General features: G+C 39.3%; 23 protein-coding genes and 1 pseudogene. 10 read left to right on the top strand and 14 right to left on the bottom strand.

From position 1 onward, the window contains the following. Positions 1-137: 137 nt before the first annotated feature. The 4 genes from E4661_RS15620 to nusB form a co-directional block, all read right to left on the bottom strand. Complete coding sequence (locus E4661_RS15620) at positions 138-1,466, bottom strand: Gfo/Idh/MocA family protein (RefSeq protein WP_136468399.1); 1,329 nt, start codon at positions 1,464-1,466, stop codon at positions 138-140. Positions 1,467-1,569: 103 nt separating this feature from the next. Continuing rightward, positions 1,570-1,857, bottom strand: a complete 288-nt coding sequence (gene yajC, locus E4661_RS15625; RefSeq protein ID WP_136468400.1) for a preprotein translocase subunit YajC — start codon at positions 1,855-1,857, stop codon at positions 1,570-1,572. A 14-nt stretch (positions 1,858-1,871) separates the two neighbouring features. Continuing rightward, positions 1,872-2,351 (bottom strand): DUF1573 domain-containing protein, encoded by a 480-nt coding sequence (locus E4661_RS15630; protein ID WP_136468401.1) that lies wholly within the window; start codon positions 2,349-2,351, stop codon positions 1,872-1,874. 38 nt (positions 2,352-2,389) lie between these two features. Continuing rightward, a complete protein-coding gene (gene nusB, locus E4661_RS15635) occupies positions 2,390-3,337 on the bottom strand; it encodes a transcription antitermination factor NusB (RefSeq protein ID WP_136468402.1) in 948 nt (315 codons plus the stop codon). Between the two features lie 178 nt (positions 3,338-3,515). Between nusB and E4661_RS15640 the strand changes: the two genes are divergently transcribed. From E4661_RS15640 to E4661_RS15670, 7 genes are all read left to right on the top strand, one after another. After that, complete coding sequence (locus E4661_RS15640; protein ID WP_136468403.1) at positions 3,516-5,267, top strand: ABC transporter ATP-binding protein; 1,752 nt, start codon at positions 3,516-3,518, stop codon at positions 5,265-5,267. 82 nt (positions 5,268-5,349) lie between these two features. Further along, on the top strand, positions 5,350-5,724 hold the full coding sequence (locus E4661_RS15645) for a PUR family DNA/RNA-binding protein (RefSeq protein WP_136468404.1): 375 nt from the start codon (positions 5,350-5,352) through the stop codon (positions 5,722-5,724). Between the two features lie 90 nt (positions 5,725-5,814). After that, the gene (locus E4661_RS15650) at positions 5,815-8,334 is read left to right on the top strand and encodes a M14 family metallopeptidase (RefSeq protein WP_136468405.1); all 2,520 of its coding nucleotides are present in this window, start codon (positions 5,815-5,817) and stop codon (positions 8,332-8,334) included. A gap of 115 nt (positions 8,335-8,449) precedes the next feature. Then, positions 8,450-9,010, top strand: coding sequence for a thioredoxin family protein (locus E4661_RS15655; protein WP_136468406.1), 561 nt, complete (start codon positions 8,450-8,452; stop codon positions 9,008-9,010). A 15-nt stretch (positions 9,011-9,025) separates the two neighbouring features. After that, entirely contained in the window at positions 9,026-9,547 is a 522-nt protein-coding gene (locus E4661_RS15660) for a DinB family protein (RefSeq protein WP_136468407.1), read from the top strand. Positions 9,548-9,599: 52 nt separating this feature from the next. Beyond that, complete coding sequence (locus E4661_RS15665) at positions 9,600-9,920, top strand: cupin domain-containing protein (protein ID WP_136468408.1); 321 nt, start codon at positions 9,600-9,602, stop codon at positions 9,918-9,920. A gap of 11 nt (positions 9,921-9,931) precedes the next feature. Continuing rightward, positions 9,932-10,453: a GNAT family N-acetyltransferase gene (locus E4661_RS15670; protein ID WP_136468409.1), complete on the top strand. Its 522-nt coding sequence runs from the start codon at positions 9,932-9,934 to the stop codon at positions 10,451-10,453. Position 10,454: 1 nt separating this feature from the next. Here the strand turns inward: E4661_RS15670 and E4661_RS15675 are convergent, their stop codons facing one another. Beyond that, a complete protein-coding gene (locus E4661_RS15675; protein WP_136468410.1) occupies positions 10,455-10,997 on the bottom strand; it encodes a YfiT family bacillithiol transferase in 543 nt (180 codons plus the stop codon). Positions 10,998-11,160: 163 nt separating this feature from the next. Between E4661_RS15675 and E4661_RS15680 the strand changes: the two genes are divergently transcribed. Then, positions 11,161-11,799: a peroxiredoxin gene (locus tag E4661_RS15680; protein WP_136468411.1), complete on the top strand. Its 639-nt coding sequence runs from the start codon at positions 11,161-11,163 to the stop codon at positions 11,797-11,799. Between the two features lie 564 nt (positions 11,800-12,363). Here E4661_RS15680 and E4661_RS15685 read toward each other — a convergent pair. Then, entirely contained in the window at positions 12,364-13,296 is a 933-nt protein-coding gene (locus E4661_RS15685; RefSeq protein WP_136468412.1) for a peptidylprolyl isomerase, read from the bottom strand. Between the two features lie 159 nt (positions 13,297-13,455). Here E4661_RS15685 and E4661_RS19470 point away from each other — a divergent pair. Then, a pseudogene (locus E4661_RS19470) lies at positions 13,456-13,683 on the top strand (nuclear transport factor 2 family protein); the annotation flags it as partial. A gap of 7 nt (positions 13,684-13,690) precedes the next feature. On the opposite strand, the gene E4661_RS15695 reads toward E4661_RS19470, so the two are convergent. Further along, positions 13,691-15,088 (bottom strand): M20/M25/M40 family metallo-hydrolase, encoded by a 1,398-nt coding sequence (locus tag E4661_RS15695; RefSeq protein WP_136468413.1) that lies wholly within the window; start codon positions 15,086-15,088, stop codon positions 13,691-13,693. After that, the gene (locus tag E4661_RS15700; RefSeq protein ID WP_136468414.1) at positions 15,085-15,969 is read right to left on the bottom strand and encodes a PPK2 family polyphosphate kinase; all 885 of its coding nucleotides are present in this window, start codon (positions 15,967-15,969) and stop codon (positions 15,085-15,087) included. The genes E4661_RS15695 and E4661_RS15700 overlap by 4 nt, the downstream gene beginning before the upstream one ends. Before the next feature lie 178 nt (positions 15,970-16,147). Here E4661_RS15700 and E4661_RS15705 point away from each other — a divergent pair, with 178 nt between their 5' ends. Beyond that, the gene (locus E4661_RS15705) at positions 16,148-16,855 is read left to right on the top strand and encodes a hypothetical protein (RefSeq protein ID WP_136468415.1); all 708 of its coding nucleotides are present in this window, start codon (positions 16,148-16,150) and stop codon (positions 16,853-16,855) included. A gap of 1 nt (position 16,856) precedes the next feature. On the opposite strand, the gene E4661_RS15710 is transcribed toward E4661_RS15705, so the two are convergent. The 6 genes from E4661_RS15710 to dnaJ all read right to left on the bottom strand — a co-directional run bounded on the left by E4661_RS15710 (position 16,857) and on the right by dnaJ (position 23,383). After that, entirely contained in the window at positions 16,857-18,020 is a 1,164-nt protein-coding gene (locus E4661_RS15710) for a sigma-54-dependent transcriptional regulator (RefSeq protein ID WP_136468416.1), read from the bottom strand. A gap of 9 nt (positions 18,021-18,029) precedes the next feature. Then, entirely contained in the window at positions 18,030-18,959 is a 930-nt protein-coding gene (locus tag E4661_RS15715; RefSeq protein WP_240751499.1) for a DUF6268 family outer membrane beta-barrel protein, read from the bottom strand. Continuing rightward, the gene (locus tag E4661_RS15720) at positions 18,928-19,818 is read right to left on the bottom strand and encodes a mechanosensitive ion channel family protein (protein ID WP_136468471.1); all 891 of its coding nucleotides are present in this window, start codon (positions 19,816-19,818) and stop codon (positions 18,928-18,930) included. Before E4661_RS15720 ends, E4661_RS15715 begins: the two co-directional genes overlap by 32 nt. Positions 19,819-19,823: 5 nt before the next feature. Beyond that, positions 19,824-21,152 carry an ABC transporter permease gene (locus tag E4661_RS15725; RefSeq protein ID WP_136468470.1) on the bottom strand — a complete coding sequence of 443 codons (1,329 nt, stop codon included), beginning with the start codon at positions 21,150-21,152 and terminating at the stop codon, positions 19,824-19,826. After that, complete coding sequence (locus E4661_RS15730) at positions 21,145-22,083, bottom strand: ABC transporter ATP-binding protein (protein WP_136468417.1); 939 nt, start codon at positions 22,081-22,083, stop codon at positions 21,145-21,147. The genes E4661_RS15725 and E4661_RS15730 overlap by 8 nt, the downstream gene beginning before the upstream one ends. 181 nt (positions 22,084-22,264) lie before the next feature. After that, entirely contained in the window at positions 22,265-23,383 is a 1,119-nt protein-coding gene (gene dnaJ, locus E4661_RS15735; protein WP_136468418.1) for a molecular chaperone DnaJ, read from the bottom strand. Between the last annotated feature and the right edge of the window lie 4 nt (positions 23,384-23,387).

Genomic DNA, 23,387 nt, shown 5'->3' on the forward strand with positions numbered 1-23,387 from the left:
TTTGCAGACTTTTGAGGATTCCATACTTTTAGCAAAAGAAAAGCTCATCGAATACAATGAGCTTAAAGGTTCTTTTCAAGTGTCAGATTAACCACAACTGTCAGGTTAAGTAGTGGCTAGTACAAATAAAACTTTGGTTAACTCATGGTCGGCAACTCCCATCCATTGTGGTAGCTAGCTTTTAAAAGCTTATCTGCTTCGTTGTTATTAAAACTTGCTTTCTGCTCATCCCAAAACAATCGTTCACCAGTTTTAAAGGCGATATTACCCATATGGCATACTTTGGCCGCATCGTATCCTACCTTTATCGGAGCTCTTAGTAAGGACTTATCCCTATTCTTGACTGCCTCAACAAAGTTTATCATATGTAAGTCCAATCCATTTCCCGAACGAGGCTGAACTGGGATAGCTTCAATTTTGGGGTCTCTATTGTTCTCAGGGATTACTTCCCAGCCTCCTCTATCCAAAACCAAGGTACCATTGTTTCCTATAAAAGCAATCCCGTGGTTTCGTCCATAGTTGCCTCCGTCAATACCCGTAGCGTGCTCCCACAGCAGTGAAAAATCATCGAATTCGTATACCGTTTGTAAAGTATCCGGAGTTTCTGATGCATCATTAGGGTAAGCAAATTTTCCACCTAATGCCATAACTGACCTGGGCGTTGAAGCTTTCATTCCATACAGGGCGTAATCAACCAAGTGCACGCCCCAATCGGTCATCAATCCCCCCGCATAATCCCAAAACCATCTAAAATTAAAATGGAACCTATTATTGTTGAAAGGTCGTTCAGGAGCCGGTCCCAACCACATTTTATAATCTACCCCTTCCGGTATGGGAACATCTGGAACAACGGGGACAGGCTTCATCCAACCTTGAAATGCCCAAGCTTTTGCCATACGTATTTTACCCAACTTGCCAGAATGTACATAGTTAATAGCATCTACAAAATGAGGTTGGCTGCGTTGCCATTGCCCAATTTGAACCATTTGGTTATTAGTATTGACCTTGTTCAGCATCAAATCGCATTCTTCAATGGAATTAGCAATAGGTTTTTCGCAGTATACATCCTTACCCGCTTCAATAGCATCAATCAATTGAAGGCAGTGCCAATGATCAGGAGTGCCCACAATTACAACATCAATATCCTTGTTTTCCAGAAGTTTTCGGTAATCGTTATAGCGTTTTGGTTTTTTTATGTCTGCTTTTTCCAAATCTGCAACACGCTGGTCAAGCACACTTTCATCCACATCGCACAATCCCAAAACATTGATCTCAGGAATTTTGAGTATAGATGTAAGGTTGGAGAAGCCCATTCCTTTGCATCCTATAAGGCCTACATTGATTCTGTCATTGGCGCTTATTGGTTTTCGAACAGCAGCCAAAAGTTCCAAAGGAAACAATGTTGATGCAGCCATTCCACCCATGAACAAGGCATTCTTTTTGATGAAGTTTCTTCTATTTTCCATGGTACAAATTGATATTTAACAAGTTATCACTTTTTTACCATTTATTTCGAAACAAAAAAAGCACCCGGCTGGGTGCTTTTTTATCCAAGAAAGAATCTTGTTATTATTTTTTTGCCGGAGCGGCCAACTTTTTGCTCATTTCCATGGAAATGGCTGAACGGTCAAATTTTAAGCGACCAGCCATGGTTTCAATGACACATGAAAAGTCTTTATCGTTCAATTCCACTATTTTTCCATGAAGTCCGCTTTTGGTGATAACCTTATCACCTTTTTTGAGCTCCGAAGTAAATTTTTTTTCATCCTTCTGACGTTTGATCTGCGGGCGAATCATAAAAAAATATGCTACCACAAATATCAATATCAGTGGAAAAAACTGTCCTAGGTTTTCCATCTAAACTTTAACTCTTATTTAACAGGACCAGCCTGTGCTGCGTCTTTTGGATTAACAAAAGCTTTGATTCTCAATAATTCGGCACCCTTCTCCGTATTGGCTGTTACCGTTACCGTTTTAGTTACCTGATTTTGGCCGGTACCATTGAATTTTACCACAAGTTCACCTGATTCTCCTGGAGCAATCGGGGTGTTTTTGGGGTAATCTGGCACTGTACAACCACAGCTACTTTTGGCGTCAGTGATAATCAAAGGAGCGTTACCGGTATTGGTAAACTTAAATACGGTCTCCTGAGGTGTACCTTGGGTTATTGTGCCGAAATCGTGCTCTGATTTTTCAAAGCTCATAACAGGAAGTTTCTTTTGGGCTTCGTCCCTATCCGTAGCACTTTCAACATTGTCTGCAACTATTTTGTTCGAGGCTTTGTCCTTGCAGGAAACGCCGACTAGCGCCACTGCCATAATCAAACTTAAAATTGTTGTTATTCTCTTCATGATAAAATTTAATTTTTCCAAAAATAAAGAAATATTGCTTACAGAAGTCCCCTTCCCATTTTTTGCAACCTTCCGGTTGATTTATATTCTTTTGCCAATTTATCCAAGACACCATTGATAAAAATGCTGCTTTTTGGGGTTGAATATTCTTTGGCGATTTCCAGATACTCGTTCAAGGTGACCTTTTCCGGAATTGATGGAAAATTCAACAATTCACAGATTGCCATTTTTAGAATAATGGAATCTATTTCTGCAATACGATCATTATCCCAATTAGGTGTTTTACCCTCGATTTCCTTTTCCCACTGCGAGTCGTTCAGCAAGGTTTTGGTCAACAACTGATTGGCATATTCCATGTCTTGTTGATCCTTTAACAAGGCTGGCAGAAAAAAGCTTTCACCAGAAGTGGGTTTGGCCTTTCCCAAACGCTTCACCAAATACGTGTTCACAATAGGAATATCATCTACCCAAGTAAGTTTATCATCCTCAAAATATTCATAAATCTTTTCGTTAGGGGCAATTATGTCCTTGAACAGCTGAAGGACCAACTCCTTGTCCTCTTCATACCCGCTTGGACCGCTGGACATATAATGCTTATACGCATCACTTGCCACCATTTCTTTATGAATGATTTTGATGTATTCCTCATTCAAGTACCAGTTGTTCAGTTTTCTTTTTGACAACTCATTTTGAAGTGTCTTGTTACCTGAAATCTGAACCAATAGCCGATTGTTCACGAATTTTTTTGAATCGGGAAAATTGTCCTCGTCCGAAACTAGATATTTTTTTGAAGCATGTTTAACATGTTTTTCGGCTAACTGGTGCAATTCGGACAACAAGCTAAGTATTAGCAGATAGAGCACATACATATTCTCTATACTGACTTTTAGAAACTTTTGCTGTTTCTCCAAAGAATCATCCTTGGACTGTACCAATGCGTATATGCATTGCATTACTTTTACTCTGATATGCCTTCTGGTAAGCATTTTTAAAGAACTTTTAAAGTCAATGATTGGCTTTCACAGCGCAAAAGTAATCTTATATTTGAATCCTACCTACCAAAGTTGTTTTCTTATCAGTTTTATAACATTTACTTTGTGGTCGATGGCATATATTTGCTGAATTGTCATACAAAACCACTCCTAAAACCTGCCCTTTCTTCCAATGAAGGAACTAAAACACCTTAACAAATACTTCAAAAAATACTGGCTCAAGCTGCTTTTGGGAGTAGTAATAACCGTTATTGCCCGGGTTTTTTCATTGGTTATGCCCTCTTATGTCAGTAAATCGATTAAAACTGCTGAGGACGCGTTAGGTGATATCATTTCAAACGAAGTTGCCAAAGAACAATTGTTTGAATATATCTTGATCATTGTTGGAGCTGCATTGCTTTCTGCTCTGTTCACATTTTTAATGAGACAGACCATTATCAATGTATCTCGCTATATTGAGTTTGATTTAAAGAATGAAGTTTTCGACCATTATCAGCGCTTACACCTTGCCTTCTATAAAAAAAATAGGATAGGTGACCTAATGAACCGAATAAGCGAGGATATCAACCAGGTTCGAATGTATGTGGGACCAGCCATTATGTATGGAATGAATACATTGACCACTTTTGTCTGTATTATACCTTTGATGTTCATTAAGGCCCCTACCCTAGCGGCTTATACATTGATTCCTTTACCTATTCTTTCGGTTCTTATCTACCAAATAAGCAAGATCATTCACAAGCGTAGCACAAAAGTTCAAGAGTTCTTATCATCCTTGTCCACCTTTACCCAGGAATCATTCTCGGGGGTTGCCGTAATCAAGGCATACACCCTAGAACCACAAATAAATACCGAATTGGAAGATTTGGCGGAAGAGGGAAAAAACACTAGTATGAACCTTGCCAAGGTCAACGCTTGGTTCTTTCCTTTAATGATTCTTTTGATTGGTATCAGCAACATTTTTGTCATCTACATCGGAGGCAAACAATATATTGATGGTAAAATCGACTCTATTGGGGTTATTGCGGAGTTTATCCTGTACGTAAATATGCTGACATGGCCAGTTGCCATTGTAGGATGGCTTACTTCAATCATTCAAAGGGCCGAAGCTTCACAGAAACGAATCAACGAATTTCTGAAGGAAGAACCTGCCATTAAAAACGAGGTAATCCAAACCACTCCGATCAATGGAAATATCGAATTCAAGAATGTGACCTTTACCTATGATGACACCAACATTACAGCACTTAAAAACATTTCATTCCAAATAAAAGCTGGGGAAACAGTTGCTTTTTTAGGAAAGACCGGCTCAGGAAAGTCAACAATTCTAGATTTGGTTGCAAGACTTTATGATGTTACTTCTGGTGAAATTTTGATTGATGGAACACCGCTTCAAAAATTAAACTTGAACAGCCTTCGAAGCTCTATTGGAGCAGTGCCGCAAGATGCATTTCTGTTTTCGGACACCATTGAGAATAACATTCGTTTCGGAAATGAAAATGCCAGTTTTGAGGAGATTACATCGGTTGCCAAAAAAGCCGTGGTTCATGAAAACATTGATGGGTTTTCCAAAAAGTACGATACCATTCTCGGTGAAAGGGGCATTACATTAAGTGGAGGTCAAAAGCAACGTGTTTCTATTGCCAGAGCGCTGCTCAAAAACCCTAGAATATATCTTTTTGATGATTGTTTATCTGCTGTTGACACCGAAACGGAAGAAGAAATATTGAACAATCTCAAACAGGTTTCCGAAAACCGAACTACCCTAATCGTGAGCCATAGAGTTTCCTCGGCTAAGAATGCCGACAAGATAATTGTGTTGGAAAACGGTAAGATAATACAAGAAGGCTCCCATGAGCAACTGAACAATATTGAAGGGTACTATAAAGAACTTTATCTGAACCAACTCTCTGAGAAAGAATAAGAAAAAAGTTGCTGGATTAGCATTTTTTTTACATTTTTGGTAGAATTATACAACATTGCACTAAACAGATACACTAGACCATATGAGCGAGAAAGATATCATGGATCAAGAAGAGATTTACTCCAAAGTCTTAAGAGCCGGAAGAAGAACCTACTTTTTTGATGTTAGAAGCACAAAGGCCGGTGATTATTATTTGACCATCACAGAAAGTAAGAAATTCACTCACGATGATGGTTCTTTCCATTACAAAAAACATAAAATCTATCTGTATAAGGAAGATTTTGAATCCTTCAAAAACATCATGGAAGAAATGATGGACTATATTATTGATGAGAAAGGATTGGAGGTCATTTCTGAACGTCATCAAAAAGATTTCAAAAAAGAGGAAGAAAACAATGCTAGTGAAAATGGCACGGCACCTGAAAATTTCACAGACGTGGATTTTGACGATATTTAACGCTCAATTCATTAAAAAAATGATAAAAACGGCCTGCAATGCGCAGGTCGTTTTTTATTTTTAGCCTAGACTAATTCAAAAAAGCATCAGATGAAACAAATCAGCCTTGTGCTGTTTACCCTGTTAGGTATAAACCTTTCCGCACAAAATGTCACCCTAGACTATTATTTACCAGAAGATGTCACCTATAATCCGAATATTCCGAAACCGTCAGAAGTGCTTGGTCATGAAGTCGGCGAATGGCACGTAACACATGATAAGCTAGTCTTTTATATGCAGCAACTTGCTGCTTCTAGTGATAGGGTTACGCTGGAAGATCGAGGAAAAACTTTTGAAGGAAGGCCACTTCTCCTACTTACCATCACAACACCTAAAAACCATCAAAATATCGAATCCATTCGGCAACAGCATATCGCCCTTTCCGAAGGGAACAATTCTACAAATATTTCAGAAATGCCCATTGTGGTTTACCAAGGGTTTTCCATTCATGGCAACGAAGCCAGTGGCTCAAATGCATCTTTGGCATATGCCTACTACTTGGCAGCGGCCCAAGGCCCTGAAATTGAAGACATGTTGGAAAATATGATTATTCTTTTGGATCCAAGTTTTAACCCAGATGGATTACAGCGATTTGCTTATTGGGCCAACACCAATAAAAGTCAAAACCTTAATCCTGATTCAAATGAACGCGAGTATCATGAGGTCTGGCCCGGAGGACGAACCAATCATTACTGGTTTGACATGAACCGTGACTGGCTTCCAGTTCAGCTTCCGGAAAGTCGGGCAAGAATCAAAACATTCCATAAATGGTTACCGAACATTCTTACGGACCACCACGAAATGGGTACCAATTCCACCTTTTTCTTTCAACCTGGAGAACCATCAAGAGTCAATCCGCTTACTCCGAAAATCAATCAAGAACTGACTCGTGAAATTGCCACCTATCATGCCAAAGCTTTGGACAAAATAGGATCGCTTTATTATTCCGAAGAAAATTTTGATGACTATTACTACGGAAAAGGGTCTACATTCCCTGATGTTAATGGAAGCATCGGTATTCTTTTTGAACAAGGAAGTTCAAGAGGACACATTCAGGAAAGTGAAAATGGTATACTGACATTTCCCTTTACCATTCGAAATCAATTTACCACTGCTTTGTCCACGGTTGAAGCTGCCAAACATATGCGCGTAAAGATTTTGGAATATCAGAAGAAATTCTATGACGATATGCGTGCGCAGGCCGCTCGGAATAAATCAAAAGGCATCGTTTTCGGTGATAGCAAAGATGCTTCAAAAACATGGCATTTGGCCGAAATCTTGAGCAGGCATAAAATAAAATTCTATGAACTGTCCTCTGACGCCACGATAGATGGAAAAAACTTTAAAAAAGGATTTGCGTACATCGTGCCTCTCAATCAAAAAAATCCGAGTTTGATCAATACGATATTCGAAAAAAGAACAACCTTCAAGGACAGCCTCTTTTACGATGTTTCAGCTTGGACTTTCCCATTGGCGTTCAATTTAGATTACGCCAATTTAACTAGCATGTCGAATGCAGGAATGGAAGTGACAGATTTCAAAGCTCCACAAGGTTCTGCTAATAAAAAAAGTAACTATGCCTATCTTTTTGAATGGAACGAATACTACACCCCAAAAGCATTGAACAAAATTTTGGCAAAGGGTCTGAGGGCCAAAGTAGCAAAATCTCCTTTTACTTTAGAAGGAAAGCATTATGATTATGGAACCATAATGATTCCTGTTCAAAATCAAGACTTGGATTCACAAAAACTTTACAACTTTCTTCAACAGGTTGCCAAAGAAAGTCAAATTCAAATTACGGCTGTTTCTACGGGATTGACTCAAGGCATTGATTTGGGAAGCAATGATTTTGACCCTATCAAAAAACAAAAAGTAGCCATTTTAGTGGGAGACGGTATCCGTTCTTATGATGCTGGAGAAATTTGGCACTTGTTCGACACTCGCTACGACATTAAAATCACCAAATTGGACATCGCATATTTTGATTCAGTGGATTTGGACAAATATACCGACATAATAGTGCCCAGTGGGTGGAACAGCACCATTTTGGACAAAAAAGGAACTGATAAAATCAAGAGTTGGGTAAAAAATGGAGGTACTTTGATTGGGTATCGAACCGTTGCCAAATGGTTTAAAAAATCCAAGCTAATGCCCTTGGAACTAAAAGTTGACACCCTTGAAGCAAAGAATGTTGCATTTGACCAAAAGAGCAAATTTAAAGGCGCTCAAGTTACCGGAGGTGCCATTTTTGAAGCTGATTTGGACCGCTCCCATCCAATCAACTATGGGTATAAGAACAACAAGTTGGCCCTTTTTAGAAACACCAATATTTATTTAGAACCCGAAAAAAACAGTTACGACAACCCAATTCAGTACACCAATAATCCACTATTAAGTGGTTATATTTCAGAAGAAAATGCCGAACTTTTAAAAAACAGTGTTCCTTTTAAAGTAAACAGTTTGGGCAAAGGAAAAGTAATTCTATTTACCGACAACACCAATTTTAGGGCTTTTTGGTATGGGACCAACAAACTTTTGATGAATGCTATTTTCTTTGGAGAAATGATGTAGAAGAAAGTCAAAGGTACAGGTTGAAGGTATGAAGCTGGGCACTCAATCAAAATCAGTAAAATTCGTATCAACCCAACAAAAAAACGACGAATGGTTTAACTTTAAATCAAAAAAAATGGCCAGAACTCCAAGCAATATGCTCCCTTTGGGCACAAGCGCTCCCGATTTTAAGCTTTCGGATACGGTAACCGATGAAATACTTTCCCTTGAGAACATAAAAGGCAAAAAGGGCACAGTAATCATGTTCATCTGTAACCATTGCCCTTTTGTAATCCATGTTAATCCTGAGATTACCAAATTGGCAAGAGATTACCAATCCATGGATATTGGTTTTATTGCCATTTCGAGCAATGATATTGTCAATTACCCCCAAGATGCCCCACATTTAATGAAACAAAAAGCTTTGGAAGAAGGCTACCCATTCCCTTATCTATATGACGAAATGCAAGAGGTGGCACAAGCATATGATGCAGCCTGCACCCCGGATTTCTACCTTTTTGACGCTGACCTTAAACTCGTTTACCGAGGTCAATTAGACGATTCAAGGCCTGGGAATGGAATCCCACTCACTGGTTCTGATCTTCGCAATGCTATAGACGCTCTTCTAAAAGGTGAAGAAATAAGTAAAAACCAAAAACCAAGTATTGGTTGTAATATAAAATGGATTGAAAAATAACCCTAGAAGATTCCCATGGAATTTAGTCTTACGGAAAGCATTCAAATACTCGAGAAGACGCCCTCTGTAATTGAGAGTTTACTCAAGGGTTTACCTAAAGCATGGCTTCATACTAATGAGGGCGGAGATACTTGGAGTCCATATGACATTGTGGGTCATTTGATTCATGGTGAAAAAACAGACTGGATTTCAAGAACCGAAATCATACTGGATGACGGAAAAAACAAAATCTTCGAACCTTTTGACCGATTTGCACAATTCAAAAACAGTACAGGCAAGACCCTCGAGCAACTTTTAAACGAATTCAGTATGTTGAGACGGGAGAATATTCAAAAATTAAAAGCCCTGAACCTGGTCGATGAGGACTTAAAAAAGCAAGGTATTCACCCAGAATTTGGACCAGTCACCCTTAAACAACTGCTCGCTACTTGGGTTACTCATGATTTGGGGCATATAAGTCAGATAACCCGGGTATTAGCCAAGAATTACAAGGATGAAGCCGGTCCTTGGACAAAATACATCTCGATTTTACAGTAATTACTGGAATGTAGTGTAAAACATATCGAGTTTCACATCAAATAACAACATTATGAAAATCAACCCGCAGGAAGCATTAAAAAAATTGGCCGAAGGCAATTCCCCTTTTCTTACCCTTTTTGAACATGGGACACTTTCCGTGGAGGTCTACAAACCAGAAAAAGTCGACCTTCAGCAACCACACACTAGAGACGAGGTGTATGTTGTGATTTCGGGAACAGGAGAATTTGTAAATGGGGGAATACGAACTGATTTTGGGCCAGGAGATTTCCTTTTTGTGCCTGCAGGAGTTGAGCATCGCTTCGAAAATTTCACCAATGATTTTTCAACATGGGTGTTGTTTTATGGCCCTGAAGGAGGTGAAAACAAATAGTTTCTTCAATTATGTCCATCTCTTTTGAAGCGGTTACCCTAAAGACTATGGATACTTATATCTCCGTGGGCACAACATCTTACAAAGAACATTATTTGCATTTATGGGTCAACGAGGACGCTTCTTCATTTTTAAATGAGAATTTAACCACTTCCGCTGTAAAAAAAGCTCTTGCGGACCCAAATCAAAAATTATTTATTGTCAGAGCCAATGAAACTGCGGTCGGAATCTTAAAAATAACCGTCGATAGTAGCAAGTATGACTTTCTATCAAAAAACAATGTCTTGCTTAATAAAATATACCTACTTAAGAATCATTCCGGAATGGGTATTGGTAAAATAGCATTGGATTTTGTGGCCGAATGGGCGAAGAAAAATCATAAAAATCAAATTTGGCTCTATACCATGAAAAAAGGGAATGCCTTAAACTTCTACATAAAAAATGGCTATAGAGTTATACAAGAAGCACAGTTAGAGTTACCAAACGTAAGGGAATCAGAAAAAGAAATGTGGATTTTATCAACCCAGCTTTAAATCACCACCCTTCACGTTTTATTAGATTTTCAATATGGGCAAAATGGTGACTACCGTGCCAAGCGTAACGACCAATATTTTCTGCCAAGGTAGTTTCTTCATTCCCCTCCGGATGGATGAACTTACGCTGCAAATCTTCGTTGGAAAGTCCTTTGAGCAAATACACCAATTTGGCATGAACTGCTTTTAGATGATCTAGTGACATTTGGATTGGCGCGGATTGCGCATCGAACAGTTTGGACCACTCTTTTTCAAAATAGGGTTTTATGACAGGGTTGTCTTCGGTCAACGCCCACTTAAATCGAATGTAACTATGATGATGGCTATCTGAAATATGGTGAATCAATTGTCTTACCGTCCAACCTTCTGGTCTATATGGAGTCTCCAGCTGCTTATCGGAAAGAGGGATTACCATGGTTTCCAAACGTCTAGGTAAATTTTCCAAAACAGCAATCCATTCATCCAAATGTTCTTGGGTTATGTTTGCAGGGATCTGGTATGTTCCAATCGGGTATCGAAGTTGTTCCAAAGTATCTTTATCCATAGTTTAAAAATAACAAACTTTATAATGGAGAAGCAATCGTTTAATGATTAAAGTCATTGTTATGGACGAAAGTTTAATAGACTTTTAACTTCTATAAGATTATCCATTTAAAATATCCACTAATTTTATAGGAATTAAAATATCAACAATCCAAAATAAGAACATTATGGCTATACGTTTGGGAGATACAGCTCCTGACTTCACCGCTGAGACCTCGCAGGGCGCACTAAATTTTTATGACTACCTGGGAGACGGATGGGGAATTCTTTTCTCGCATCCTGCCGATTTCACCCCAGTTTGCACTACAGAATTGGGCACTGCTGCCAAGTTCAAGGCAGAGTTTGAAAAACGCAATGTAAAAATGATTGCCTTGAGTGTGGATGGTGTTGCGTCCCATGCAGAATGGATAAAAGACATCAACGAAACACAAGACACCGTTGTCAACTTCCCTATTATCGCCGACGAGGATAGAAAGGTTTCCAACCTATACGATATGATTCACCCTAATGCTAACGATACGCTTACCGTGCGTTCTGTTTTTATCATTGGACCAGATAAAAAAGTTAAGTTGACATTGACTTATCCAGCATCTACTGGACGTAATTTTTACGAACTGCTTCGTGTCGTTGATTCATTGCAGCTTACTGCACACCATAAAGTTGCCACTCCTGCGAATTGGGAGCATGGGGAGAAGGTTGTGGTAAGTCCTGCCATACCTACAGAAGAAGCCAAAGACATATTTGCTGGAGGAGTGGAAGAAATTAAACCTTACCTGCGTCTAACGCCCGATCCTACCACTTAATCGGATTTAAAAATTCGACTATTTTCAAGAGCCTGGGTTTTCCTAGGTTTTTTTGTTGATTTTTTCTCAATGTTTTTACGCAACCAATAACGTTTTTACAATCTATCTCATGAACCTAGGATTAATTTTTTCAATTCTTAAGGATTAAGACGCTAATTGAGTTGATTAATTCTGAATTATAAATGGTGTTCCCCCATAACCACTAAATAAACTTGTACTATGAGTACCTTTTTTGCAATTCTATCTGTTTTGCTTGCCATTAATCTATTGCTATTGCTTTTAAGCGTTGATAGTTCCAAAAAATAATTTACTCCAACAATCTGTATTTCAATGAATTTGTAAGCATTGGATACAATAAGTAGGGTTTTTCCCCGTTCGATTGTTACTAAACTAAAGTGACAAACAAATAACACTAACTAAACTTCTACGCCAATGGGCACCTTTTTTACAGTTTTACTTTTATTGCTCGCGCTTAATCTCTGCTTACTATTAGTAAGTGTGAACAGATCGAAATAAAAAAGCCTGCTTATGGCGGGCTTTCTTTTTTATAGATTGAGTACGGTATTATTTTACATCCATCAATTCCACATCAAATATTAGCGTTGCATCTGGTGGAATTACTCCCCCAGCGCCAGCACTACCGTATGCCAAATTGGATGGAATTACAAAACGTGCTTTATCACCCACTTTTAATAGTCCAATACCTTCATCCCATCCTGGAATAACTTGACCAACTCCTAAGGTAAAGTCGATGGGTTGATTTCTGCTATAAGAAGAATCAAAAACCTGTCCATTGGTCAAACTCCCTTCATAATGTACCGAAACCGTCTTTCCTTTTTCTGCTTTGATACCACCACCTTCTTGAATCATTTTATAACGAAGTCCACTATCGGTTTTATCAAAACCAGCAGCCAATTTTTCCATTTCAGCTTCTGCTTTGGCTTTCGCTTCTGCAATTCTTTTTTCACGGGCACCTTCAAAAGCCCTAAATGCCTCGATTGCATTCCAGCTTTCAGCTTCTGACCCCACCCTTACGATTTCCAAGCTATCAATGGAATCTCCTTGAGCAATGGCATCCACTACTTCTTGTCCGTGTTCTACATGACCAAAAACAGTATGTTTATTGTCCAACCAAGGAGTAGCCACATGGGTAATAAAAAATTGACTCCCATTTGTGCCGGGACCTGCATTTGCCATCGAAAGCACACCTGGCCCCTCATGGGTCAATTCAGGATGAAATTCATCATCAAATTTATATCCTGGGTCACCCGTTCCCGTGCCTTGGGGGCAACCTCCTTGAATCATAAAATCAGCAATGACCCTGTGGAATTTTAACCCGTCATAATATGGTTTTCCTTGAGGCTTTGCAGTGTTTTCCATATTTCCTTCAGACAAGGCCACAAAGTTACCCACAGTACCCGGAGTTTTGTCATGGGTTAATTTTACCAAAATCTCCCCTTTGTTTGTATTGAATTTTGCGTAGATTCCTTCTTGCATGGTATCTATTTTGTTTAAATTTTTAAGCCGCAAAGGTACGGGTTTTCTCTGGCTAGGGATGATGTTGTATTGAATCAAAGTCAAAATTCCTAAATATCCATTCCAAATGAAATAAAACTAAATTTCCATGCTATCCTTAAAACCATTGGTTTTTTATAGTATTTTGAACGAATGCAACAGGAATACCCAGATAAGTCCATTGAATTTGTCCAATGTATTGCCAAGGGTAACTTAGTAGCACTTCACACCCATCAAACTTGGCCTGGCAACGATTAATACGTGACCATGGATTTCTTTCGATTTGATGAAGATGGAAAAATATGCGAACATTGGGATGCCATTCAACAAATTCCCAAAAAGTCCTCAAACCCCAATACTATGTATTGATTAAATCCTATCCCTTTATTTTATTGGATGGAATAGTACCATATTTATCAATCAGGTATACTAAACTGGCCATGGTAGCAGCCCCTAGTTCCAGTTCTCGTTTATTTACATGCTCAAAAGTATCGTTCTCCGCATGGTGATGGTCAAAATACCGTTGTGAATCAGGCCGTAGACCTGCCAAGACCAAGTCTTGGTCAAGTAGTGGGCGAATGTCTGCACCACTATATCCTTTTACGAACATATGTATCAAATAGGGTTCAAAAAGACCTTTCCAACTTTGAATCTGTGCTAAATTCTCATCGGAACAATTAAAGGAAAAACCACGTGGTGTAAACCCACCAGAATCACTTTCCAATGCAAACACGTGCTTTTCGTTTTTGCTTCGAGCCACCTCAGCATATTTGTTTCCTCCCCTTAAGCCATTTTCCTCATTCATGAACAATACCACGCGAAGTGTACGTTTGGGCTTGTATCCAGTTTCTTTTAACAAGCGTAGCACATCCATGCTCTGCACGCAACCTGCGCCATCGTCGTGAGAACCATCGCCTAAGTCCCAAGAATCCAAGTGTCCACCAACGACCATGACTTCGTTAGGGTAAGTGGAACCCTTTATTTCACCAATAACATTATAGGATTCTACATCATCAAACTGCTTGCAGTTCTGTTTAAAGTAAAATTTAATATCTGGATTCAATTTTAGTGTAGTACTCAACAACTCGGCACCTTTGGTACTAATCGCAGCTGCCGGAATTCTTTCAGAAACTGGGGTGTCGCCATAGCTCATGGAGCCCGTATGCGGATAATCGTCCAAACGTAGCGTCATGGAACGCACAATGACACCTGCCGCACCATACTTTCCGGCTTCGGCCGCTCCAGAATAGCGCTGGTCCACACATCCCGAATATGAAGCGAAAGTACTGATCAGCTTAGGGTCCATGGGCCTATTGTAAAAAACAATTTTGCCATTGATCTTTTCCCTCCCTAGTTTTTCTAGGTCTTCAATACCCTCTACTTCTATTACGCTGGCCTTTATGCCACGATCTGGGGTGGCAACAGAACCTCCAAGAGCGCAAATAGGAACATTTGTGGTCAAACCAGGTTTTGATTCGATAAATGCAAACTCAGGAGTGCCCCTTACCCACTTTGGTACCATTACCGGCTGCAGCCATACCCTGTCCAGACCAAGGGAATCCAACTGCCCCTTCGTATAATCTATAGCTTGTTGGGCTTGGACGGAACCTGAAAGCCTTCCCCCAATCTGATTGGAAAGGTGATTTAACCAATCATATGCCTTACCATCTGTAAGCGCCTGATCATATATGGCTCGGATTTGCTTTTCGTCTTCAGTTTGGGAAAAAATGGGAGCAGATACCAATAAAAAGGTAAAAAGTAGGAATGTTCTCATTCGGTTTCTTTTTCAAGTTCTTTTTTAAAGTTTTCTAAGTTACTTTTTATTTCATCATCAAGCTCTGGTTCCTCAATATCTTTGTACTTTTTTAACGCTTCGAGCAATATGGAAGCTACAATGACCCTTGCCGATTTTTTATTGTCCGCCGGAATCACGAACCATGGCGCATGCTCTTTGGAGGTTTTGTTGATGGCCTCTTCATAACAAATTTGGTACTTATCCCACAATTTTCGTTCCTTGAGGTCGCCTGGGGAAAATTTCCAGTTTTTTTCTTTTAATCGGAGCCTTCGCAACAAACGCTGCCGTTGTTCTTCTTTGGAAAGATGCAGGAAAAACTTGAATATCAATGTGCCATTTTCAGCAATATGTCTTTCAAAATCGTTGATTTGGCGATATCGTTTTTCCCAGAATTCTTGGTCAATATCCTCAACCGAATCAATTCCCGGAATGTTTTCCCCTAAAATGTACTCTGGATGTACCTTTGTTACCAATACATTTTCATAATGGGTTCGGTTAAAAACGCTGAATTTACCCCTAGCTGGTAATGCAATATAATGTCTCCAAAGGTAATCGTGTTTTCTTTCGAGCTCGGTGGGGACTTTAAAACTGTGTACTTCCACGCCGCGAACGTTAAAATCTTTAAAGACCTCCCTTATCAAACTGTCTTTTCCAGCAGTATCCATCCCTTGAAGGCAAACCAAAACCCCATACTTGCCATGAGCATATAATATATCCTGAAACTTTCCCAATTTTTCACGGATATCCTCCAATTCCTTTTTCAATTCTTTATCTGAAGCTCCAAAATCTGCCAGAGTGGGTATTTCTGCCAGTTTTGAAAGATTTTTCACCTTATATTCTTCCAAATTGATTTTTTCCATAGGTTTGAATATAGGTTTTTTTGGTCATTCCTTCAACCATAGCCTTAAAACTACCATTCACCGATCCTTTTTACACTTTATAGTTTTAGATGGTTTTTTGTCGATTTTTTTAGCCCTCCGGTGTTAAGCGAGCGTAAATTAGTGACAATCAATTACGCAAAGTCCCAAATCTAGCGTTATGAAAGCAAAGAAGATTATCCTACTTATAGTCTTTGTAATAGGTATTATAGGCCTGTTATTAATGGCTTCTTTCACTACCCGAAATGCCTGCGAATATGCCAGTTCCAATCTTGAATTTATTAAGGAACAGACGCAAAAGGCTATTATTTCCGGAAATTTTGAAAAATCGAAATACCACGCTTACAAAGCATTGAACGGTATTGAAAAAACACGATTGAACTTCTTGGATTGTGGCTGTTCGGGTACAATTGAAAGCTTGGAAAGAGCGCTGTCGCACCTTAAAAGTGCCACGGCCACCAAATCTTTTGACGACTCGAAGGAATGGCTACACTTGGCTCTTGAAAATACCATAATCGGTATTAAAGTGCTGCGCGTATTTGAGCAAGAACTTTCTAACACATATGGCCATCAATTGGTATTGAATACTGAGGAAGTTACCGAAAATGAGGCAGGTACCCTATTGCCCCAAGGGGATTTGAAAAAAAGAGTACACAATTGTCTTTTGGGTTTTGAAACTTCTTTAGACAAAGTGGTGACAGAGGTGGATTGTGAAGAGGCAAACCGTTTTATTACCCGTATTCACAATGATGCACAGTCAACCTTGCTCAAAACTGAATTAACAGTGGCCAAAAAGGAATACCATCAAAGAGTGAAAGACATTGCCCATGATGCCCTAAAACGCCTTGGGGAATGTGAAGACGATTAGCCTATTTGCTTGCAAATAGTTTTACATCATCCTCGGATACTTCTTTGTTCCCCAGAATGATCAATCGTTCCACAACATTTCTCAGTTCACGTACATTTCCTGTCCAATCATACCCTTTTAAAAGCTCGATAGCTTTTTTGGAAAATGTTTTTTGAGCCGTTCCCTGTTCCGTAGCTATCTTCTTTGAAAAATGCTCAATCAACATGGGAATATCATTTCTTCTATCGTTAAGGGCGGGTACTTTTATTAAAATCACCGCTAATCGATGGTATAAATCTTCGCGAAACTTCCCATCTGCAATTTCCTTTTTAAGGTCTTTATTTGTTGCGGCCAAAACCCTTACATCTACTTTAATGTCCTTATCGGTTCCTACCCGTGAAATCTTGTTTTCTTGAAGAGCGCGAAGTACTTTGGCCTGAGCAGAAAGACTCATATCCCCAATTTCATCCAAAAAGATGGTGCCTTTGTTCGCTGCTTCAAACTTTCCTGCACGATCCTTAACCGCTGAGGTAAACGCTCCTTTTACATGGCCAAAAAGTTCACTTTCTATGAGTTCTGAAGGAATTGCAGCGCAATTTACCTCAATAAACGGAGCGGAGGCACGCTGGCTTTTTTCATGTAGCCAATGGGCAACAAGTTCCTTTCCTGTTCCATTAGGGCCAGTAATCAACACCCGGGCATCCGTTGGTGCGACTTTCTCAATCATATCTTTGATTGCACCAATTTCCTTGCTCTCGCCCACCATCTCATAGTTTTTGGAGACTTTCTTTTTCAGGATTTTGTTTTCGACCACCAACTCTTTTCGGTCCAATGCATTTCTAACCGTGGTTAATAAACGGTTTAAATCCGGCGGTTTCGAAATATAATCAAAGGCCCCTAATCGCATGGTATTGACCGCTGTATCCAAATCTCCGTGACCCGAAATCATAATAAAAGGTATCTCAGGTTTTATCTTTCTAGCGGCTTCAAGCACCTCAACACCATCCATTTTAGGCATTTTAATATCGCATAGCACTAGGTCAAAATCATCCTTCTTTATGGCTTCGATTCCTTTTAGACCATCTTCGGCCTCATGAACTTTGTACGCTTCATTTTCTTCTCCCAAAATCTTTACCAACACTCTTCTGATGGCAGATTCGTCTTCAATCACCAATATTTTTGACATAGTTTTTATTTAAAAAATTCCAATCTTGAACCCAGTTCTAATATAAAGATTTGATTCATCATTCAACAAAAAAACATCTGCTCTGTTATTGTTTCTCAACTTACCTTCTTGTAAAAAAGAGCGCCCAAAATAGCCATATAAAGCCATCCGCTTAGAAATATTGTACTGATAACCGACAGCTCCCACTAAAGTAGAAAGCGAAATTTTGGACCCCAATTGATTATCCGGTAAGGCGATATCATCTTGGATGTTCAGAAAGTACCCATCCAAGAATAGTGCCATTTCGAATGTGTGTTTTTTGGTAATGTGATGTTTGAAGTTGGATCGTGGGATTCCCAAGGTAAATGACCACTTTGGATGGAACCTCCGGTAATAGCTCACCAATGGTAAAGGCACCGGAAGTCCGGTTGTGCTATTGTACGACAGTCCAAGTACAATTCTGTAGGGTTTATCGGCATCTGCCTTTTCTTTCCAAAATGTTGCCGTGGCATTAAAGAAAAAATCATCGGTAACGGTACCTTCAGTAAAGTTTGAGGCCAAACGAGGGGTAACTATGGTAACCAAGTTCCAATTCTGATTCCATTTAGTGATGAAACCAAGGTTAAAATCCACTACATGAAATCGTATCAGCTCTTTTTTATCAAAAGGAAAATCTTGGGAATATCCAATATCGAATCGATTATACTCTAATCCCGTAACCAAGTAGTCCTTTTTTTCGTTGAGTTTGATGGGAAGGTTGAATAGGAACTTATACCGCTGAGTCTTTATACCGGTATCGTTTTCAGGAATGTTTAAATAGTCAATTTTAAAAACATCTGAGCTCTGGGCGCATATAATCATGGAAAACATCAATCCACTGAAAGTCAAGAACTTTGTAAAATCGCTATGGAGTGTAGAGGTTTTTATGTTATTGCTTTTTTTGCTGTATGATATGCACATCTCGCTGTGGGAACGGAATGCTTATGCCATGTTCTTTGAACTTGCTGTTAATGTTATATCGGATATGACTCTTAATCTTAAGGTCTCCGAAAATGTCGTTGGTGAAATAATTTAATGAGAACATCAATGCCGAATCTCCAAAATCGTCAAACAGTACAAATGGCTTTGGATTTTTCAACACCCGCTTTTGTTCAGCGGCCACTTGTTCCAATAGCTGGGTAACAAGTTCAACATCACTACCATAAGCGACACCTACACTAACGCTCTCCCTAGTGGTTTTATGATTTTGGGTGTAATTAAAGACTATATCGCTTATAAATTTATGGTTGGGAATAATAATGACCTTATCATCTCTGGTGATGGCCCTTGTGGTCCTTAATTTGATTTCAAAGACTTTGCCCACCTTGCTATCCACCTCAACAATATCACCGACTTGCAAGGATTTGTCCACAATGATGAAAATACCCGCCAAAATATCTTGGAAAAGCTCTTGTAATGCCAATCCCAAGCCGACAAAAAGTGCCGCAGAGGCGGTAATTACCAATGTGATATCTATGCCTGCTGCGCTTAAGGTCACCAATACCACCAATAAGTAGATCACATAGTTGGCAAACTTGAAGATGCTTGTGAACTTTTGTTTGTCTTCTGTTTCCATTTTTCGGGTCAGCAGATATCGCAACCATTTCAGTAGAAATTTGGTTACCACAAAAGCAAAGGTCAGAAGCATTAGCAGTCCAACCGTCAGGTGAATAGATTTATCCCCCTCGCCAACATGAATTCCCCAATTGAGGAAATCCTGTATAGAACCCCATATGTCTTTTTGGATAATTTCTTTTATTTCACTGCTATTATCTTGCATGATTTCTAATACCTTAACCACCTAAACAATTCTCGATAAGTAGGCCGCTTACCATACATTAAAATTCCAATCCTATAGATTTTGGCTGCTAAAGAAACAATTCCCCAAAAAGTTATGATCAATAGTACAATGGATAGCAACAACTGCCACAAAGGTACGCCTCCTTCACCAATACCGCCTGGCAATCTCATGAGCATAACAATTGGTGATGTTAAAGGGAACAGTGAAAACCCAACGGCAATCGGACCATGAGGGTTACTAAATACAGAAAAGAAACCTATATATATGGCCAACATTAAAGGTAGAATTATTGGAAAGATAAACTGTTGGGTATCTGTTTCGTTATCTACAGCAGCTCCAATGGCAGCATAAATTGAGCTATAAATCAGATAACCCAAAATAAAATACACCAAAAAGGAGCCCACTAACAATACCCACGGAATGTTCAGTATCTCTTTTGCATAAAGCATCATTTCACCATCAATCTGTGGCATTCCTTGCATAGCTGGGGATGCCATGCTTGTATCCGCAGCTATTGCGCCAAGGTCAATATCAAATACAAGTACCACTATAAAAAGCAAGAGGGAAGCTGAAACTATCCAAATGGCAAATTGGGTGATTCCTGCCAAAGAAGTCCCTATTATTTTTCCCAGCATTAGCTGAAAAGGTTTTACTGATGCAATAATCACTTCAATAATCCTACTGGTTTTTTCCTCTATAACACTACGCATCACAAAGCCGCCATAGATTATAATGAACATCATAATGGCATAACCGAACATTCCGCCAATAAACGCCTTGATCTCATTAATTCCCTTTACACTTTTTTCACCGTCGAAAGTTGCGAGGTTAATCTCGAATTGTTTTTCAATACCTGAGAATTGTTCGGATGACACACCTAGTTCTTCCAATCGTTCCTGACGTAATCTTTTTTGAAAAATACTTTCCATTGCTCCTATCACGTGGGTATTGGGGTTGTCCTGTGTGAAGAGATAAACTCCATTTGTCGCTTGTTCCAGGTTTTTTCCTTTAGGAATGTAAATCAGCCCATAAAACCCCATTGTAATGGTCGAGTCTTTGGCAGCTTCCAGAGAAATATCGTTCAATTGAACATATGAGGTACTGCTTGTTGCCTGAAATTCCTTTTTGAAGTAATCACTTTGGTCAAGAACTGCCAGAACCCTTTTCTCACTATCGTTGATATCTGTCAAAAACGCTATCAGTACAATCATGCCCACAATAAGTATTGGACTCAAAATGGTCATTACTATAAACGACTTATTTCTGACCTTGGCCAAATATTCCCGCTTAATAATCAGCCTCAACTTATTTATCATTCTCCCTTTTATTTACGGTTTGGATAAAAATATCATTAGCGGATGGAATGGTTTCCTCAAAACGATTGATATTGGCCTTTTTGGATAGTTCTGCAATAACATCCGAAGTATGATTGGAAGGTAATTGCAGGGTAACATTCAACTGCATCTCATCACTATCAAAACTTGAAGATAGAATACTGAATTTTTCTTCCAAGGTCTTTAAAAAAGTATCTGCTTCTTGTTGTATCTGTAACCCAACGTTAAAAACATTGTTTTTGTAGGCCTTTTTTATCTCGGACAATCTACCATCCAAGATTTTTTCGGACCTATGGATAAGGGCAATGTGTTCGCAAAGTTCTTCCACTGATTCCATTCTATGGGTAGAAAAGATAATAGAGGTTCCCTTTTCTTTTAACTGGAGAATCTCGTCTTTAATAATATTGGCATTTATAGGGTCAAAACCACTGAATGGTTCATCAAAAATCAGTAGTTTGGGCTCATGTAAAATGGTAACAATAAATTGTATCTTCTGGGCCATACCTTTAGAGAGTTCCTGAATTTTTTTGCCCCACCAATCTCCTATATCTAGACGTTCGAACCAGTATTTCAGTCTTTTTTTGGACTCATTTTTGGAAAGCCCTTTCAACTGAGCCAAGTAGAGCGCCTGTTCACCCACCTTCATGCTTTTGTATAGTCCCCTTTCCTCAGGTAAATATCCAATATGCGAAATATGCTCGGGAGCAAGAGGTTTCCCATCAAAAATCACCTCGCCAGAATCTTGATAAATGATTTGGTTAATTATCCGAATAAATGTGGTTTTCCCTGCCCCGTTGGGGCCTAAAAGTCCATAGATGCAATTTTTGGGAATTTTGAGTGATATATTGTCGAGTGCCGTATAGTCTCCGTAGGTTTTGGAAACATTTTTGGCAACAAGGATGTCATCCATTTAAACTATTTTTTCAAAGATATGTATTTGGGTGAAAAAGTATTGAAACCCTCTAAAAACAAAACCCACCCTCAATAAATCAAGGATGGGAAAAAAATTGCTATGAAAAAGAAAATTAGATATTGGTTGCCCAACATCAGATTCAAATATACGTTTTTTATTTAAACAGTACCCTTAAAGTTTAAGAGAACATATCTTTTACCTTCTCAAAAAACGATTTATCCGTTTTTTCGGGCTTAGGAGCAAAATTTTCATCAGTTTGCATACGCTCAAAAAATTCTTTCTGCTCACGATTTAGTTCTTTTGGGGTCCAAACATTCACATGAACCAATAAATCACCGCTTCCGTAACCATTGATACTAGAAATACCCTTACCTCTCAATCTTAAAATTTTGCCTGATTGAATACCAGGTTCCAATTTTATCCTCACCTTTCCGCCTACCGTGTCAATTTCTTTTGAGCTTCCTAAAACGGCTTCTGAAAAACTGATATATAAATCGTAGTGCAGGTTGTCACCTTCACGCTTTAAGGTATCATGTTCCACCGTCTCGATAGCTACCAATAAATCTCCAGCAATTCCATTTCCTGGGGCTTCGTTCCCTTTACCGGAAACCTTAAGCTGCATGCCTTCTTCAACTCCTGCTGGGATTTGTATTGAAACCGTCTCCTCTTCCATAATAAGGCCCTGAGCATCTGCACCACTTGGGCGTTTGTCAATACTCTGACCGGCTCCACCGCAAGTACTACATGTGGTGGCTGTTTGCATTCTTCCGAGTATGGTATTGGTAATCTTGGTCACCTGACCACTTCCATTACAGGTAGGACATGTTTTATAAGTAACTCCTGGAGCTTGTTTTTTTCTTCGGACTTTTACTTTTTTCTCAACACCATTGGCCACTTCTTCTAAGGTAAGTTTTACCCTAATGCGAAGATTACTGCCTTTTACCCGGCGTTGGCCACCGCCAAATCCGCCAAAACCACCAAAGCCACCTCCGCCAAAAGCACTTCCAAAAATGTCCCCAAATTGACTGAAGATATCGTCCATGTTCATACCTCCACCACCAAATCCGGCTCCACCTTCAAAAGCTGCATGACCAAATTGGTCATATTTGGCACGCTTATCTGCATCGCTCAACACCTCATAAGCCTCTGCCGCCTTTTTGAACATCTCCTCGGCCTTGGGATCTCCCGGATTTTTATCAGGGTGATACTCAATGGCTTTTTTTCGGTATGCTTTTTTAATTTCAGCTGCCGAAGCACTTTTGGAAACCCCTAGTATTTCGTAATAATCCTCCTTCATAAGT

This window comes from Flagellimonas onchidii, from assembly GCF_004804315.1.
Taxonomy (GTDB): Bacteria; Bacteroidota; Bacteroidia; order Flavobacteriales; family Flavobacteriaceae; genus Flagellimonas; species Flagellimonas onchidii.